Origin of the sequence: Bartonella vinsonii subsp. vinsonii, assembly GCF_902825235.1 — a bacterium.
GTDB lineage: Bacteria > Pseudomonadota > Alphaproteobacteria > Rhizobiales > Rhizobiaceae > Bartonella > Bartonella vinsonii.
In genome coordinates this window covers 31,120-49,046 of sequence record NZ_CADEAJ010000005.1, presented here as the reverse complement: position 1 = coordinate 49,046, position 17,927 = coordinate 31,120, and the positions used below count along the sequence as shown (strand labels likewise).

General features: G+C 38.8%; 8 protein-coding genes and 3 pseudogenes. All 11 read left to right on the top strand.

Annotated features, from left to right (window positions below):
* The first annotated feature begins 104 nt into the window (after nt 1–104).
* The 11 genes and pseudogenes from J7R12_RS05120 to J7R12_RS05080 all read left to right on the top strand — a co-directional run bounded on the left by J7R12_RS05120 (nt 105) and on the right by J7R12_RS05080 (nt 17,667).
* A complete protein-coding gene (locus J7R12_RS05120; RefSeq protein ID WP_126603771.1) occupies nt 105–2,954 on the top strand; it encodes an autotransporter outer membrane beta-barrel domain-containing protein in 2,850 nt (949 codons plus the stop codon).
* 564 nt (nt 2,955–3,518) lie between these two features.
* The gene (locus J7R12_RS05115; RefSeq protein ID WP_126603770.1) at nt 3,519–3,863 is read left to right on the top strand and encodes a hypothetical protein; all 345 of its coding nucleotides are present in this window, start codon (nt 3,519–3,521) and stop codon (nt 3,861–3,863) included.
* A 24-nt stretch (nt 3,864–3,887) separates the two neighbouring features.
* Complete coding sequence (locus J7R12_RS05110) at nt 3,888–4,187, top strand: hypothetical protein (protein ID WP_208439035.1); 300 nt, start codon at nt 3,888–3,890, stop codon at nt 4,185–4,187.
* Between the two features lie 77 nt (nt 4,188–4,264).
* Nucleotides 4,265–4,546, top strand: a pseudogene (locus tag J7R12_RS05105) (Arm DNA-binding domain-containing protein); the annotation flags it as partial.
* Complete coding sequence (locus J7R12_RS05100) at nt 4,533–4,712, top strand: hypothetical protein (RefSeq protein ID WP_126603768.1); 180 nt, start codon at nt 4,533–4,535, stop codon at nt 4,710–4,712. The pseudogene J7R12_RS05105 and the gene J7R12_RS05100, both read left to right, overlap by 14 nt.
* A 109-nt stretch (nt 4,713–4,821) precedes the next feature.
* Nucleotides 4,822–4,944 carry a hypothetical protein gene (locus tag J7R12_RS09145; protein WP_268825459.1) on the top strand — a complete coding sequence of 41 codons (123 nt, stop codon included), beginning with the start codon at nt 4,822–4,824 and terminating at the stop codon, nt 4,942–4,944.
* Nucleotides 4,937–6,920 (top strand): annotated as a pseudogene (locus J7R12_RS05095) (autotransporter outer membrane beta-barrel domain-containing protein). The gene J7R12_RS09145 and the pseudogene J7R12_RS05095 overlap by 8 nt, the downstream one beginning before the upstream one ends.
* A gap of 186 nt (nt 6,921–7,106) precedes the next feature.
* Nucleotides 7,107–9,731 (top strand): autotransporter outer membrane beta-barrel domain-containing protein, encoded by a 2,625-nt coding sequence (locus tag J7R12_RS05090; RefSeq protein ID WP_126603766.1) that lies wholly within the window; start codon nt 7,107–7,109, stop codon nt 9,729–9,731.
* A gap of 187 nt (nt 9,732–9,918) precedes the next feature.
* On the top strand, nt 9,919–13,821 hold the full coding sequence (locus J7R12_RS05085) for an autotransporter outer membrane beta-barrel domain-containing protein (protein WP_126603765.1): 3,903 nt from the start codon (nt 9,919–9,921) through the stop codon (nt 13,819–13,821).
* 206 nt (nt 13,822–14,027) lie between these two features.
* A pseudogene (locus tag J7R12_RS09220) lies at nt 14,028–14,135 on the top strand (autotransporter outer membrane beta-barrel domain-containing protein); the annotation flags it as partial.
* Nucleotides 14,136–14,286: 151 nt separating this feature from the next.
* Entirely contained in the window at nt 14,287–17,667 is a 3,381-nt protein-coding gene (locus tag J7R12_RS05080) for an autotransporter outer membrane beta-barrel domain-containing protein (protein WP_126603764.1), read from the top strand.
* The last annotated feature ends 260 nt before the right edge of the window (nt 17,668–17,927 follow it).

The following is a 17,927-nucleotide window of genomic DNA, read 5'->3' as shown; positions in this document are numbered from 1 at the left end:
TTCTGAACAAAATGTATTAACAAAACGTGTTTATTGATGGCGGCAATTTGGCATACATGATATGCTTTTTTATAAAATTATTGAAAGAGGATTACGGTAGAATTATGGTCAAACTATTGAAAAATCATCTATCTTTGTGTGCTTTCTCAACAGCCATTCTTTTTTTTGTACCCAATGTAAATGCCAAGGTACAAGGTGATGCCAATGATATTAATGTGCAAGATCGTGCTGTTGTTGATGCTCAGGTAGAAAATGGTAAGAATCAATCTAAATGTAATGAAAATGCTTCACCTTATCGGTGTAGTGATGGTGGATTATATAAAATTTCCGGTAAAACTTACCAGTTAACTAATCATAATGGTAATAAAGCTGTTGCGATAGAAGTCTCTAATAAAAACACAGATCTCACAATGGAGAATATAACTGTTAAAGGTGTTTCAAATGTAAGAAACCATTCAGAAAAAAGCTTGTGGGCAACTGCTGTAAAGGTATCTGAGGAGGCAAGCGTTCATCTGCTTAATTCGACTTTGAGTGATATATTGGTAGGGTTGAGTGTTAATGGTCGTGGGGGAATTCATATGGATGGCGGGGCGATTGATGCGATGAAAGTAGGTCTCTCTGTAACTGGATCAGATACACAAGACAAGAGAACTTCCCTTATTACTGTAAAGGGAACAAAAATTAATACAAAAAGTGTAGGGGCTAAAGCAGAAAAGAAAGGAAAGATTGTTTTAGAGGATTTTTCTGTTACAGTAAAGGGTAGTCCAGAAGCAGAAAGTCGTAGTGAGAATTCTGCTTTTTATATGCTTGAAGATAGTCATATTTATTTTTTGAAAGGTAAAGTTGATGTTGCCGATGCCCATGGACTTTTATTACAGGGGAAAGGTAATAATTCTGCTTATAGTGAGGATTCCGTTGTTACAGTGAAGGGGCATAGGTATTATGGTATGCGCTTGTTGGGAGGGGGGGGATCTGATGACAAAGCGCAAATAAATCGTTTAGGAGAATCTGGTGAGCAAGCAAAAATAAGTCAATTAGGGGAAATTGATTTGGTAAAAACAGATTTTATAGTACCAAACAGTACAGCTATTTACAGTAGCAACTTCCACGGTGTTATTAGGCTTTTAAAAGGTGCGAGGCTTTTGGGAGATTTATTGCTGAGGGCTGATAAGAACTCTTCTGTATCGGTTGTTGCCGATGCTTCTGCTCTTGTAGGGGGCGCGCGTATTGATGAAAGTTCTGTTGCCAAGCTTCGTTTACAGAATAATTCGAAATGGGTTTTATCGCATCAGAAACATAAAAAATTGCAAGATTCTGATTTTATAGGTGTTTCATCGATTTCGTCGGTAGACATTTCTAATAGTTCTCTTATTTTTGAACAACCAAAATCCAGTGCAGGTAATAATTATCAAACACTTCACATCGGCAAAGGAACAGGTGTGGTTTATCAGGCGCAAGGTGATGCTTGGATTCATTTGAATGCACGTTTGGATCCTAGTGATACAAGTGGTAATCAAGTAACTGATAGGCTGTTAATCCATGGTGATGTTTGGGGGAAAACTACAGTACATGTGCAAGCTGTTTCAGGACGTTCAAGAGGAGGCAAGAAAGAAGCACATAATGTCTCAATTATACAAGTTTATGGAGATGCGGACGGAGATTCTTTTCGACTGAATGGTGAGTATGTTGCACTGGATGGCTTACCTTATCAATATGTTCTCCGTTCTTACAGCCCAAGTGCTACTGTAGAGGAAGAGCATAGGAAGCAGAGATTTGTGGAAGGTGATAAAGGATTTTGGAATTTTCGTCTAGAAAATCAATATATTGAAACATCTCCTGATTATAGAGATACCCCTACTGTTTCTGAAAGTACACCTCCTGAACATATTTCTGTTGCCGATATCATTCCTGCACATTCTGCGGAGTCTGTATCTACTGGAGGTGTTGTTTCTGAGGTCCAGTCTGTTTCTCATTCTGGGCGAGCTGTAAGATCTGTTGTGCCACAAGTTCCAACTTATCTGCTCTTACCAAATAGTGTATTCCATGCTGGTTTGATGGATATCAACAATCAAAACAGGCAGTTGGAGATATTGCGAACTTCTTCCAGTGGAATGGTAGAAATGCATGGAAAGCCTACTTCATTTTTGCGTGGTTATGGTGGAAGTTACCGTTATGTTTCCGATCTCTCTGCACTTGAATACGGTTATGGTGGAGATCTTAGCTATAATGCTGTAGAAGCAGGTGTTTTGCTGCACACAATCGAAAATGCTAATAGCGCTCTGTCCTTTGGGGTTATGGGAACTTATGGCAAGCTTTCTTTACAACCTATGGATGTTGAAAGAAGTCAAAAGAGTACATTTGATAAATGGACTGCTACAGCATATGGAAGTATGCAGCATGATGCGGGCTTCTATGTGGATGGTCTGCTCTCCTATGGTATGTTCAAAGGCGATGTTCTCACCCTTGCACGTGGTAAGACAGCAACATTAAAAGCAAATCCTTTCAGTGTTTCTTTGACTGGTGGTAAAGAATTTGCAACGGGATATGAGGGTTTTGTTGTGGATCCGCAGATTCAGGTTGTTTATCAACATCTCCACTTTGATAAGGCGCATGATGTTGACGACTTTGATATTGAGATGGGAAAACTTGGGCAATGGGTGGCACGTGTTGGTGGACGTTTGACCAAGATGTTTTCTGCATCTGAAAAGGAACGTGACATTTCTATGTACGGAAAATTTTATTTTACCCATGCTTTTGAAGAAAAACAGGCTGTGCACTTTAAAGATGCTTTCCAGTTAGGAGCTTTTGGTTCTTCCTTAGAAGCTGGCTTAGGCTTTAATGCCCAATTGTCTCAAAAATTTGCGCTTCACGCAGATCTGAGTTATCAGCATCAGCTTAATAAGGCTGGTTTTTCTGGAATTAGTTTTTCTGGTGGATTGCGCTACCGTTTTTAGTTTCATTCTATTTTGATCACTTCTTTAGAGACCCACAAGCTGCGCTTGTGGGTCTTTTGTTAAAAGTTTTCCGCTTGTGTTTTTTAATGCGTTTTTTACATGTTTAAAAAACGTTAAAATACTTTATTCATAGAGCTTTTTTACTGTTTTGCCTAAAAATTAAGACGAGGTTTTATGCTGAATACTTTCCAATTTTTGCTTTTTATCATGATTATTTCAATCCGTATGAATTTATAAACTGTTTTTAAGTAACTGCTTTTGGGCGAATGTATTTTTACTTTTAGCTGTTTTTTTACGCCTTTTTTATGAAAGTTACAATTTTAGATTGTGTCCTTTTGGGTCTTTTTTGGGTTTTGGCTTTACATAAAACATAAAATGGATCATTTAAATGCAAAATGTGTTTTATATATTGCGCGCCATAAAAGCACATTAAGCAAAACACGTATTTTCGTTTTTCATAGGAAGGGGAAGAAAGTTTGCAGTAGATTTGTGATCAAAATATCTAAAAATCATTTCTCGTTATATTGTTTACAACGCTTTTTCTTTTCTTTGTAGAGAGCGCTGATGCAATTTTTTTATCCTTCTGATAAGGAGCGATTTTCATGTAGCGAAAGTGTATCATTTTATCGGCGCAACGATGGTAAATGGCACGAAATTTCCAATAAAACCTATCAACTTACAGGTGAAGCAAGTGATGGAGCTATAGGAGCATTTGGAAAAGAGACAGTGATTGAAGCGGAGAATATAACCATTAACAGTATTTTGAGTGCAAATAGCCATGCGTTAAAAAGTCCTTGGACAACTGGTGTAAAAGTACCTGAAGGAGGAGGCGTTACTCTTACTCATTCTACTTTAAAGGGACTTTCAATAGGCACAGATGTTGATGATGATGGAGCATTTGAGATGTAAGTTGGATTGCTTCATTCAACCCGAATGGGTATCAGTGTAGCTGGTGAACAGTCGTTTGCTTTTTTACGTGATGTAAACATTAAAACGCGTGCGCATGCAATAAGTCTTTTGAGTCAGGGGGAAGCAAAAATTGAAATGGAAGGAGGGGAAATTGATTTTACAAATGGTATTGCTGTTCAAATAGGCGGAGGCGGAAAAGTTATTTTAGAGGGCGTTTCTATTGTATGCAACGTATTGATTTATAACGATAATTCATCGTTTTTCAACTTGTATCATAGGCCCGAATATTGTAAGATTCTTTCATCTCAAATCATTTCATATTGAATCAATTAAAGTCACTTACTTGCACATCATAAGCGGGGTTATCGTGTGGGTAAAAAACCGTTTAGAAAGGAGCAAAAATGCCTCTTATGAATCGTCTTAATGCAAGGGCTGTCGCAACATTGGGTGCCGGTAAATATAATGATGGTGCCGGCTTGCACCTTCATAAGCGTAAAGATGGGGGGGCTCAATGGCTTTATCGTTATACCATTCACGGGCGGCGCCGTGAAATGGGTTTGGGTGCCTTAAGAAATGTCTCTTAAAAAAAAGCCTGTGAATTAGCAACCCAATGGCGTTCTGTTTTGCATGAGGGTCGTGACCCCATTAAAGAACGTGACAAACAGAAACGTGAGGCAATGCGTAGGAAGGGGCAATCAGGCGGCAAATAAAGGCAGTTATAGTGAAAATTCTGCTTTTCATATGCTTCAAGGTGGTGGCGCTATTACTTTTCAGAACGGAAAAGTTCATGTTACCAATGTTTATGGTCTTTTCATACAGGGAAATAGTAAGAATACTGCTTATCTTTAAAATTCCACTGTTATGGTTAGAAATCAGGATTTTAATGGGATAAACTTTCTTGGTAAGCGCAATTTGATGAGGGGGAAAAACAGTCTTATCTGGGAAGGGAACTGTTCATTTGACAAAGACAAATTTTATGGTTCCAGAAAGCACGGCTCTTTATAGCCGCAAATTCGAGAGTTTTGTTCAACTCTCACAAGGTTCAAAAATTTCTGGAGATTTATTGCTGAAGTTTGGATGAAAATTCTCATGTAAAGATTATAGCAAATGCTTCTACCCTTGTAGGGGGAGTTCGTGTTGAAAAAAGTTCTATTGCTGCGTTGCAGCTAATAAATGGTTCTCAATGGATTTTATCACGACCAAGATATGAAGAATTGCAATATCTTACTTCTTCTCACTCCCAATTGAAGGATTATACATCCATTTCATCGCTCGATCTTGTTGATAGTTCTCTTGTTTTTGAAGAGCTAAAATCCAAAAAAGCAGATGTTTATCAAACACTTTTTGTGGGAAAAGGATCAGGTAAAGTTTATCGTGCGCAAGGAAAAACGCATCTTTATCTCAATACATATCTGGATAAAGAGGGAGCGCTTCAAGACCAAAAAACGGATCGGCTTTTAATCTATGGCGATGTTTCGAGTGAAACGATTGTTCATGTGCGAAGCGTTCTTAGAAGTTCAGGGGAGTATATGGAGGAGCATGGAAATAGCAAGGGGATCTCACTTATTCAGGTGTATGGAAAGGCAGAAGAAGACTCTTTTCAATTAAATGGCGGCTATATAACGCCGCACGGTTCACCTTATCAGTATAGGCTCTATGCTTATGGTCCAGGGTCTCATTTAGGAGAAGCAAATTCCGCTCAAAGATTAGTCGAAGGTCAAGAAGAATTTTGGGATTTTCGCCTCGCAAGTGAGTTTGTTCTTTTTTCTTCTTTTGATTATACGGATTTGCTTCTTGTTCCTGATTTTACTTGGTTTGATGATCCTTCTCCTCCTGTATCAGATTTTCGTGTGACTACAGGAGTTGGAGATTCTATCATTGAACCTAAGGTTCTGTGGCGCTCTTCTTCTGCTCATCCTCTTTCTGTTGCGCCTTGTGCTCCTTTTTCTGAAGCTGTTCGTCTTGTTATTCCTGATAATGGGGCTCGGAAAAAACGCCTTACGGCTTCTCTCACTGTTGCTGAAAGTGGTGTTTTTATGCCCAAGGTTATTTTTGCGTTTGAGCCTTCTTCTCATTTCAAGAAAAAGGTAAGAGCCGTTGTTTCACAAGTGCCAACGTATCTCTTCTTGCCAAATAGCTTACTTCATGCCGGTGTTATGGATCTCAACAATCAAAATAAGCAGTTGGAAGTGTTACGCACTGTTTCTCGTCAGTTATTAAAAAATGATAAAAATTCTGTTCTGTTTCTAAACGGTTACGCTGGAAATTACCATTACACTTCCAATTTGTCTGCACTTGAATATGGTCATGGGGGCGATCTTGATTATCATGCCATAGAGGCGAGTATTTTACTTAGAACAATCGAGAGTGAATATAGTGCTACTTCCTTTGGAATTATGGGAATATATGGAAAAATTTCTTTGCAACCTCGAAATATCGAACAAAGTCAAGAAAGTACATTTGATAAATGGACAGTGACCGCATATAGCAGTATGCAGCATGAGAGGGGCTTTTATATAAATGGTTTGTTCTCTTATTGGTCTCTTTAATGGGAATGTTTTTACTCTTACACGAGGAAAGACGGCAATACTAAAGGGAAATTGCTCACTTCTTCTGTGATTGCTAGTAAAATGTTTATGATAGGGGATGAAGGCTTTGTTGTTGATCCGCAAGTTCAGGTTGTTTATCAATATCTTCAGTTTAATGAAGCATATGATGTTGACGGTTTTGAGATTAATATGGGAAAACCGGATTACTGGTTGATGCGTGTTGGTGGGCGTTTAACCAAGACATTTGCTTTGGCTGAAAAAAACACACGTCGTTTCTTTCTATAGTAAAATTCATTTTGTTCCTGATTTTAGTGATAAACAATTTGTGCATTTTGGAGATGCCTTTCAGTTGGGTGCTTTGGGCTCTTCTTTAGACGTTGGATTTGGCGTTCATGTGCAATTGTCTTCAAAATTTACATTTCATAGTGATCTGATTTACCAGCATAAACTTACCAAGGCTGGTTCTTCTGGAACGCATGTCTCTGGTGGATTAAAGTATCATTTTTAATTGTCTCTTTGCTTTGACATATTTTCTGTGAAACTCACAGCAATAACGTGACTTTATTGTGTTATTTTTTTGATTTTAGCTTTACATATAATTCTAAATGAATTACCAGATTGCTCCATAATGGAGTAATCAGTAGATGTGTCTCTTTAGTTTTCAATGAGGGTGAGAGAAGAAAGTTTATAGTGAATGATGATTAAAATCTTAAAACGCCATGTATGTTTGTGTGCCCTTACAACATCTGTTTTTTTCTCTGTGCATCATATAGATGTTAATGCTAAAGCACAGGGTGCTTCTTCGTGTAATTCATATGGAACGAGCGAAGGATATGGGCGTGTTGATCTATCTAATACAGATTTTTTAGAGTCTTTAAAGCTAGATTCTATTGAGGCTGTGATTGTAAAAAATTGTGAAAAAATAGTTCTTAAAGCGGGAAAAGAGACAAATTCAAGATCTGGTGAGACTCTACAATTTAAAAAATCTATTTCCATTATGCCAGAGGTAGTTGCAGACCAAAAGGCGGTAACCGCTTTGAAGAATGTTTCCGTTACTGGAAATGGTAAAAAAACTAGAAATGGCAAAAAAGTGGATGGGCATCATAATGGCATAATGCATGCCGTTTTGGGTGTGAAGCAAGGGGGCTCTCTTCTTGTTAAAGATAGTAAGGTGGACGTTTCCAATATTTATGGTCTAGTGGGTGAGAGTACACCAGTTGTTTTTTCTAGTGATAAGTCTTTGTTAGATCCGCAGAACATTTCTCAGGTTTTTGTTGAGGGCTCAAATATCACTATCAAGGGGCATAAAGCTCGTGGTTTATATTTTCTGGGGGGGCTCTCAGATGATGAATATCTAGAGGGAGAGCTGCGTTCTATGTTAGGGGAGTTTTCCTTTAAGAATAGTACTCTTACAGTTCCAAATGGTACGGCGTTTTATGTTGATGATGCTCGAAGGTATCCTTATATCAAGGTAACAGAGAAATCACGTATCTTTGCTGATTTGTTATTAGAGGCTAAAAGTAACTCAATTTTAGGGATTGAAGCTGATAATTCTTTTCTCGTGGGTGGAGCGCGTGTTGATACGAGTTCTTACGGCGAAGTTCTGTTGTCTAATGGATCGCAATGGACTGTGACGCTAGGAACAAAACATAAAGGTTCACAGCCTACAGATTCGTCAATTTCCGGTATAAAGCTCACTGATAGTTCTCTTGTTTTCAAGAAACCCAAAAATGGTAATTATCAGACACTCCATGTCTTGGGAACGGATGGTTATAAGACCTCAAATGATTATTATGTTGCAGAGGGTAATGCACACCTTTTTGTAAATGCACACCTGAATATGGATTCTAAAAATATAGAAGCTGATAAACTTTTAATCTATAGTGATGTCGCTGGAAAAACCAAGGTACATGTCGTAGACGCTTCTGCAGATTCAAAGAAAAGCAAGAGCCGTAGCCATAGCCAAGATGAGCAAAAAGATATTCAGAGTGTTTCCATCGTTCAGGTTTATGGAAATGCAGCCGAAGATTCCTTTAAATTAGCGCATGGTTATGTAGCGCTAAGAGGGGCACCTTATGTGTATCGTCTTCGTGCTTACGGTCCAGGTTCTTCTCCAGAAAAAGCAAAATATAAACACAGATTGGTTACGCAAACGTTAGGTAATAGTAATGGAGATTTTTGGGATTTCCGCCTTGAAGCTCAGTATGTGAAGCGTTCTTCTCATCGCTCTTCTACTAAATTGACAAAGAAAGTTTTTCGTTACCGCGCACCTCGTTCTGTTGGATCTCATGCTGACCATAATTCTATTGTAGCCAATTCTGAGGCTCCTGTCCTTCATTCTGATAGAGGTGTTAGAGCGGTTGTTCCGCAAGTTCCAATATATCTGCTTTTGCCAAATGCTTTGTTTCAGGCTGGTTTAATGGATATCAGCAGTCAGAACGCGCAGATGGGAACATTGCGTACTGCTGTTGGAGGGCTTTTGGAAAAGAGCGAGAATTCTGCTTTTTTTGTGCGGGGTTACGGTGGAAGTCAGCGTTATGTTTCAGATCTTTCTGCACTTGAATATGGCTTTGGAGGCAATCTTCATTATAATGCTGTAGAGGCTGGGTTTTTACTCACAACATTTGAGAGTGCACATCATACCACAACCTTTGGAGTTATGGGAACTTATGGAAAAATGTCACTACAGCCTCGGGATGTAGTAGAGAGCAAAAAAACTGCGTTTGATAAATGGTCCGTTACAGCGTATGGCAGCATGCAGCATGATACCGGTTTTTATTTGGATGGTCTCCTTTCTTATGGTTTGTTTCAAGGTGATATCCTGACTCTTGCAAGAGGAAAAACGGCAACATTGAAGGGTAATCCTCTGAGTGCTTCATTGATTGGCGGTAAGGCGTTTATGACAGGGTATAAAGGTCTTATTTTTGATCCGCAGGTTCAGGTTATTTATCAAAATCTACAATTTGATAAGGCATCTGATATCGATGGTTTTGATATTGAGATGGGAAAACTTGATCAATGGGTGGGGCGTGTTGGTGGACGTTTAACTAAGACACTAGCTGCATCTGAGAAGGGGCACGTTTTTTCTTTCAGTGGAAAGCTTCATCTTGTTCATAGTTTTGGAGAAAAACAATTTGTGCATTTTAAAGATGCATTTCCGTTGAGTGCTTTTGGTTCTTCTTTAGATGCTGGATTGGCGGTTAATGCACAATTATCGCCCAAATTTGCAGTGCATGGAAACGTAATCTATCAGCATAAGCTTAGCAAAGCTGGTTTTTCAGGAGCAAGTTTTTCTGCTGGTTTTCGCTACCGTTTTTAGTTATACATGAAATAGAAGGTAAGTGTTAATAAGTGTAAGGTGTTATATGAAAGTACTAAAAGTAATCCTTTAGCTTTTTATTTCTTACGCTTCAAGTGTTTAACTTAGCGGTATCGGAGTTATTGTTTGTTTTTATTATAAAAGGGGGGATTTTTATATATTAGGGGGGGAGAGGGGTTACAATAGAATGATAGTTAAAAATTATAAGTTTTTGTATACGCTTACAACAGCTGCTTTTTCTTTTTTGCCAATAGTGAGCGTTTATGCGAATCCTAAAACTTTGGTAGCTTCTTGTGATGCAGGTACTCAATTTTATACATGCAGTGATGGGAAATATCATACACTGGCTAATAAAACCTATCATCTTCCCAATGCTTCTAAAGATGACTTGATTTCTGCCATATATGTAGGAAAGCAAGGCACAGTTGTTGATGCATCTCAGATAACTTTTACGGGTGATAATCCAGAACAGAGTGCTACATATGCTGTTTCTGTAGAAGATGGTGGATACCTCCTCTTGAAGGATTCTCATTTTAAAAATGTATCCAGTCTTCGAGCTAAAAATGGCACCATTGAGATGTTTCATGGTACGATTAAGGGGAGTTCGCGTACTATATATGCAGAGGGGGAAAGAGGGTTAGTTAAATTAGCGAGTGTGCGTATTGAACCAGGAGATTCAGATGTAAAAGATATAAGTATTTTTAGCAGTAATGGGGCCCGTGTTGAAATGGCAAGTAGCATAGTTTATTTTGAAGAGGGAGGATTTGAATCACAGCTTGGAGGAAGTTTAGCATTTCTCTCCCTTACAGTTAATGGGACGGGAAAAAAGCACAGCTATCTTACAGCTGATGGTAAAAGTGTGAACAAATTATCGGAAGCTTTTGAGGTATCTCAAGGTGGTGATGTCTATTTCAGTAGTAGTGCTCTTCAACTTACTGATATGCATGGTTTTTTAATTGAAAATTTTACAAGTTTTGGAGATGATAATGGCAAGTTGCTTCAAGAGTATAATTCATCAAATGCGTTTAAGAAAACAAATATTAGAATTAATGAATCGAATATTACTATACAGGGAGAGGAGAGTTATGGTCTGTATTTGAATTCGGTAGGTCCAAGAGAGTTTTCTAAATGGTTAAATGTAAGTGATGAAAAACTTTCAAAAGCGCGAGGAATTATCAAGGGGACCGCATCTGTTTCTTTATCAAAGACAACTCTTACAGTTCCGGATGGTATTGCCATTTATAGTACTGGATCTGATCTTTATGGAGCTGAAGCTACTCTTGAATTATCGGAAGGAACAAGGATCTCTGGTGATGTATTGTTAAAAGCTGAAAATAATTCTTCTATAATTATTAAGGCTAGCGAAACTACCTTTGTAGGAGGGATACGCGTTGAAGATAGCTCTACTGTTCGTTTACAGTTAACGCGAGGTTCGGCATGGTATCTCAAAAAGAGCAAAAAAAGCTCACAGGAAGATAATTCTACAGATTCATTTCTTTCATCTGTAAGCCTCAAAGATAGCACTCTTATTTTCTCTCATTATATGTCTCCTGGTTATCAAACATTGCGCATTGGAACAACGACGAATATATTTGAAAAAGATAGATACGGGGTAGGTGAGGCAGTATTTTCTGGATCAGATTACAAGCAACCAGTGTATAGTGCAGAGGGGAATTCTCGGATTCAGTTGAGTGCATTTTTGAATGATGATGGTTCATTTGATACGCAAAAAACCGATCGCGTTTTGATTTACGGTGATGTTTCAGGAACAACCCTCATACAGATGGAAGATTTTCCCAGAGTTCCAGAAAAAAAAGTGAAGAATGTAAAAGATTCAAGTGTTTCAATCATTCAAGTTTCTGGGACAGCGACGGAAGCTTCTTTTAAACTCATGGATCGTTATGCTACAATAAATGGTTTTCCTTATCAATATCATCTTCGTGGTTATGGTCCAAACTCTTCTTTGGGAAAAGCAGATTCAAAAAATAGATTAGTTGCAGGTGAAGGAGATTTTTGGGATTTTCGCCTTGAAAGTATCTATATAAATCCAGAAACAGATTCTTCTGAAACTGAGACTACTAAACCTGTTTCTACAGATTTAATTTCTATTCCCTCTTCTCCGACGCAGCCTTCTTCATCTGGGGAGACACCTGTCCCTATTCCGGATGTTCCATCGGTGCCATCTTCGATTGAACCATCTGCACCATCTCCTTCTGATAATTCAATTGAATCTTCTACTGTGCCTGAGTTACCTGTTCCGTTGACTCCAGTTGAACCTTCTCCGTCTGAATCGTCTGTGCCATCTTCATCTGAAGATCCGACGCTTGAGCCTTCTACACCTTCTCCAGATACACCCTCTGAACCAGTAGATTCTCACTCTACAGATCCTACATCTACTCCCTCTATACCTGTTTCACCGCCACCTTCGCCAGTTGCACCGGTTCCTATGGCTCCTGTGCCATCTTCATCTGAAGATCCGACGCTTGAGCCTTCTACACCTTCTCCAGATACACCCTCTGAACCAGTAGATTCTCACTCTACAGATCGTACACCTACTCCCTCTACACCTGTTTCACCGTCACCTTCGCCAGTTGCACCTTCTTCGTCTGAAACGTCTGTGCCATCTGCTTCTGAAGGTCCGACGCCTGAGCCATCTACACCTTCTCCAGATACACCCTCTGAACCAGTAGATTCTCACTCTACAGATCGTACACTTACTCCCTCTACACCTGTTTCACCGTCACCTTCGCCAGTTGCACCTTCTTCGTCTGAAACGTCTGTGCCATCTGCTTCTGAAGATCCGACGTCTGAGCCATCTACACCTTCTCCAGATACACCCTCTGAACCAGTAGATTCTCACTCTACAGATCCTACACCTACTCCCTCTACACCTGTTTCACCGCCACCTTCGCCAGTTGCACCTTCTTCGTCTGAAACGTCTGTGCCATCTGCTTCTGAAGATCCGACGCCTGAGCCATCTACACCTTCTCCAGATATACCCTCTGAACCAGTAGATTCTCACTCTACAGATCTTACACCTACTCCCTCTACACCTGTTTCGCCGCCACCTTCGCCAGTTGCACCGGTTCCAGTTAAGCCTGATATTCAGACCGAGCCCAAAATTAGGGCTGTGGTTCCGCAATTGCCAACTTATCTCCTCTTGCCAAATGCCTTATTTCACGCCGGCTTTATGGATCTTACGACCCAAAATAAAAAATTGGAGACAATACGAAACTCTTCTGTAAGTTCTTTGAAAAGTCATGAAAATTCAGCATTTTTTGTTCGTGGTTATGGTGGAAGTTATCATTATGCTTCAAATCTCTCTGCTTTTGAATATGGATATGGAGCCGAACTCGATTATAGTGCCTTTGAGGCTGGTGTTTTGCTGAAGAAAACTGACAGAACAAATAGTCGCGCATTCTTTGGGATTATGGGAACTTATGGAAGCCTTTCTCTTCATCCCCTCAATGTTGAGCAGAGCAAAAAGAGTACATTTGATAGATGGTCCGTTTCTGCTTATGGAAGTTTGCAGGATGATACGGGCTTTTATGTGGATGGGTTGCTTTCTCATGGTCTCTTTAAAGGGGATGTTTTCACTCTTGCACGAGACAAGGTGGCAACTTTAAAGGGGAAACAGTCGAATGCTTCATTAACCAGCGGTCAAAGGTTTGCAATAGGGCATACTGGTTTTATTTTTGATCCACAGTTTCAGCTTATTTATCAGCGTCTTCAGTTTGATCATGTGCGTGATGTTGATAATCTTGATGTTGATCTTGGAAAGTTTAATCAATGGACAGCACGTGTTGGTGGGCGTTTAACGAAGATTCTGACGCCTTCTGAAAAGGAGCGGATTGTTTCTTTCTATGGAAAGCTTTATTTTTCGCGTAATTTTGGAGACAGGCATTTTGTGTCTTTTAAAAATGATTTCCAGTTAGGTGCATTTGGTTCTTCTTTAGAAGCAGGAGTTGGTTTTAATGCCCAATTATCAGCGAAATTTGTACTTCATGGAGATGTGAATTATCAGCATAGGCTTACGAAAGCTGGTTTTTCAGGAGCAAGTTTTTCTGCTGGTTTTCGCTATCTTTTTTAGTTATACATACAATATAAAATGACCTATATATAAGTATATGTAGTTATATTAAGTATTAAGAGAAGCTGTTTTCATTTTGTATTTATAATATTAAGAATTTTATTCCCTCAGCTCTAAATGTTATTATTAACAGATCGGAGTAGAGAAGAATTATGATAAATGTATTTCGTAATCATGCGTTTGTGTGCAGTTTTACAAATACCTAATTATCAGCGAAATTTGTACTTTATGGAGATGTGAATTATCAGCATAGGCTTACGAAAGCTGGTTTTTCAGGAGCAAGTTTTTCTAGTAGGTTACACTATCTTTTTTAACCATACATACAGTATAAAATGACTTATATATAAGTATATATAGTTATGTGAAGTATAAAAATAAGTTCTTTTAATATTATATTAACCATATTTTAAGATTTTTTATCTCTATTCTAAATGTTTTATTAACAGATTGGAGTAGAGAAGAAATATGGTAAACGTATTTTATAATCATGCGTTTGTATGCGGTTTTACAACGGCTATTCTTTATTTTCTGCAAGTTATAAATGTTAATGCTGCTGAAAGTGATCCAGAATCTTCCTTTTATGAATGCAGTGACGGTAAAAGACACACAATCACAAATAAAACCTATCAGTTAAAAAATTCTCGAGGAATGTCTTCTGATCCTGCTCCCATGGCAGCCATATATGTGGAAAAAAAGGGCACAGTTGTTGATGCGTCACAGGTCACTGTCATAGGAGATAAGCCAAGTGTAGTATTTTCATATGGTGGCTATGTACAAGATGGTGGAGAGCTTATTTTCACGGATTCAAATTTTAAAGATATGCCTAGTCTTCGTGCTCACGATGGAGTTATTAAGATGACAGGAGGGAAGATTGAGGGGACTTCGCATGCCATTCACGCATCAGGAAAAGAAACGGATGTTTCTTTAGATCATGTAGATATTGAGATTGCACCAGATAATTTGAATATAGAAGGGATTGCTATTGTTAGTGGTTTTGATGCAATGGTGAGGATGTCAAACAGCACTGTCACTTTTAATGAGATTGGTTCATTTTCAACACGGTTTGGGGGAAACTATTTTCTCGATAATATGATTATTAAAGGGGAAGGAAAAAAAAAGCGCTCTAAAGTTAATGCTAGAAAGAAGAGCATAATGCCGGAAGCTTTTGAAATGTTTCAAGTTGGAAATGTCCATTTGAGGGATAATACTCTTCAGCAAGCTTTTGAGGTATTTCAAGGTGGAAATGTCCATTTAAGGGATAGTACTCTTCAGCTTACTGATATGCATGGATTTTTAATTAAAAATTATTCTGGTTATGCATATGCTAATGGTCAATTGATTGCAAAGTATGGTATACCGAGAAATTTTAAGAATACAAATATTCAGATTGAAAACTCTCATATTTCTATGCAGGGTGAGAGTGCGCATGGTTTATATTTTCATATATTAGATCCAGAAGAGGCTGCAATAATGTTAAGCCGAAATGATGAAAAACTTTCAGACATGCGAACAATCATCATGGGAGTTGCATCTGTTTCTTTATCAAATACAACTTTTTCAGTTCCAGATGGCATGGCTATTTATGCTACAGGGACCAATGGCTATGGGGCTAAAGGTACTCTGGAGTTATCAGAAGAAACTAAAGTCTCTGGTGATTTATTATTAAAAGCTGAAAATAACGCCTCTCTTTTTGTTAAAGCAAGTGCTTCTTCGCTTATTGGAGGTGCACGTGTTGAGGATATCTCTACTGCTAGATTAGAATTAACGCATGGCTCTACATGGGTTCTCAAAAAAAGAAAGCAGAGAGGTTTACAAGGATTAGATTCTACAGATTCATCACTTTCATCTCTTAGTCTTTCTGATAGTACACTTATTTTTGATGAAGATACATCTGATGGTTATCAGACACTGCGCATTGGAAAAGAAACGGAGATAAATGAGAAAGACAAAGGAATTATAAAAGAAAAAGTCATTATAAATGAGGAAGATAAAATAACATTGTCAAAATATGAGCAAGCATATAGTGCGCAGGGTAATGTTCAGATTAGGCTGAGTGCATTTTTGGATGATCATGGTTCATTTGATCCTCAAAAAACGGATCGTATTTTGATCTATGGTGATGTTTCTGGAACCACTGTGGTTCATATGCAAAATTTTAAGAAAACTTCAGGACAAGAAGTACGTGATGGAAGAGGCCAAAGCATTTCACTTATTCAAGTTTCTGGGATAGCGAAGGAAGATTCTTTTAAACTTGCCAATAGTTACACGACAGTAGATGGTCTTCCTTACCAATATCGTCTCCGTGGCTATGGTCCGGGTTCTCCTTTTGGAGAAGCGGATGCTGCGCAAAGATTGGTTGCAGGTGATGGAAAATTTTGGGATTTCCGCCTTGAAGCTATCTATATTAATCCAGAAACAGATTCTTCTGAGACTACACCTGTTTCTCCCGCAGCTTTTTCAGCGGCCCCCTCTGATACAATAGATCCTCAACCTACAGATCTTACATCCACACCATCTCCAGTTGCACCCTCTGTTCCAGTTGAACCTTCTCCTACAGCTCCTATGCCTGAGCTCTCTGTTCCATCTTCTTCATCTACGCCTTCTCCAGTTGCTTTATCTGATACAATAGATCCTCAACCTACAGATCTTACATCCACACCATCTCCAGTTGCACCCTCTGTTCCAGTTGAACCTTCTCCTACAGCTCCTATGCCTGAGCTCTCTGTTCGATCTTCTTCATCTACGCCTTCTCCAGTTGCTTTATCTGATACAATAGATCTTCAACCTACAGATTCTACACCCACTTCCTCTGTTTCAGTTAAATCTAGATCAGTTAGGTCTATTCCAGTTAAGCCTGATATTCAGACTGAGCCCAAAATTAGGGCTGTGGTTCCGCAATTGCCAACTTATCTCCTCTTGCCAAATGCCTTATTTCACGCCGGCTTTATGGATCTTACGACCCAAAATAAAAAATTGGAGACAATACGAAACTCTTCTGTAAGTTCTTTGAAAAGTCATGAAAATTCAGCATTTTTTGTTCGTGGTTATGGTGGAAGTTATCATTATGCTTCAAATCTCTCTGCTTTTGAATATGGATATGGAGCCGAACTCGATTATAGTGCCTTTGAGGCTGGTGTTTTGCTGAAGAAAACTGACAGAACAAATAGTCGCGCATTCTTTGGGATTATGGGAACTTATGGAAGCCTTTCTCTTCATCCCCTCAATGTTGAGCAGAGCAAAAAGAGTACATTTGATAGATGGTCCGTTTCTGCTTATGGAAGTTTGCAGGATGATACGGGCTTTTATGTGGATGGGTTGCTTTCTCATGGTCTCTTTAAAGGGGATGTTTTCACTCTTGCACGAGACAAGGTGGCAACTTTAAAGGGGAAACAGTCGAATGCTTCATTAACCAGCGGTCAAAGGTTTGCAATAGGGCATACTGGTTTTATTTTTGATCCACAGTTTCAGCTTATTTATCAGCGTCTTCAGTTTGATCATGTGCGTGATGTTGATAATCTTGATGTTGATCTTGGAAAGTTTAATCAATGGACAGCACGTGTTGGTGGGCGTTTAACGAAGATTCTGACGCCTTCTGAAAAGGAGCGGATTGTTTCTTTCTATGGAAAGCTTTATTTTTCGCGTAATTTTGGAGACAGGCATTTTGTGTCTTTTAAAAATGATTTCCAGTTAGGTGCGTTTGGTTCTTCTTTAGAAGCAGGAGTTGGTTTTAATGCCCAATTATCAGCGAAATTTGTACTTCATGGAGATGTGAATTATCAGCATAGGCTTACGAAAGCTGGTTTTTCAGGAGCAAATTTTTCTGCTGGTTTTCGCCACCTTTTTTGACAAGAGATGGTATGTACTTTTGTTGTGTTTCTGCTTTGTGAATTATAGGTGTGAATGTAAATTAAAAAGTAGGTCTCAACGGATTATTCTCGTTGTCACAAGAGTATCAGAAGATGTTAAAATATTGCATGTTGCAAGTGTGCTGTGGTTTCAAAGAATATGGTGCTTGAAGAAGATTCATGATGCGCTGGAATGAGAATGCGCGGTTCTTGAGGAGTGATGCTGTTTTGGAGCATGGTGCTTGAGGTTCGTGGTGTTTG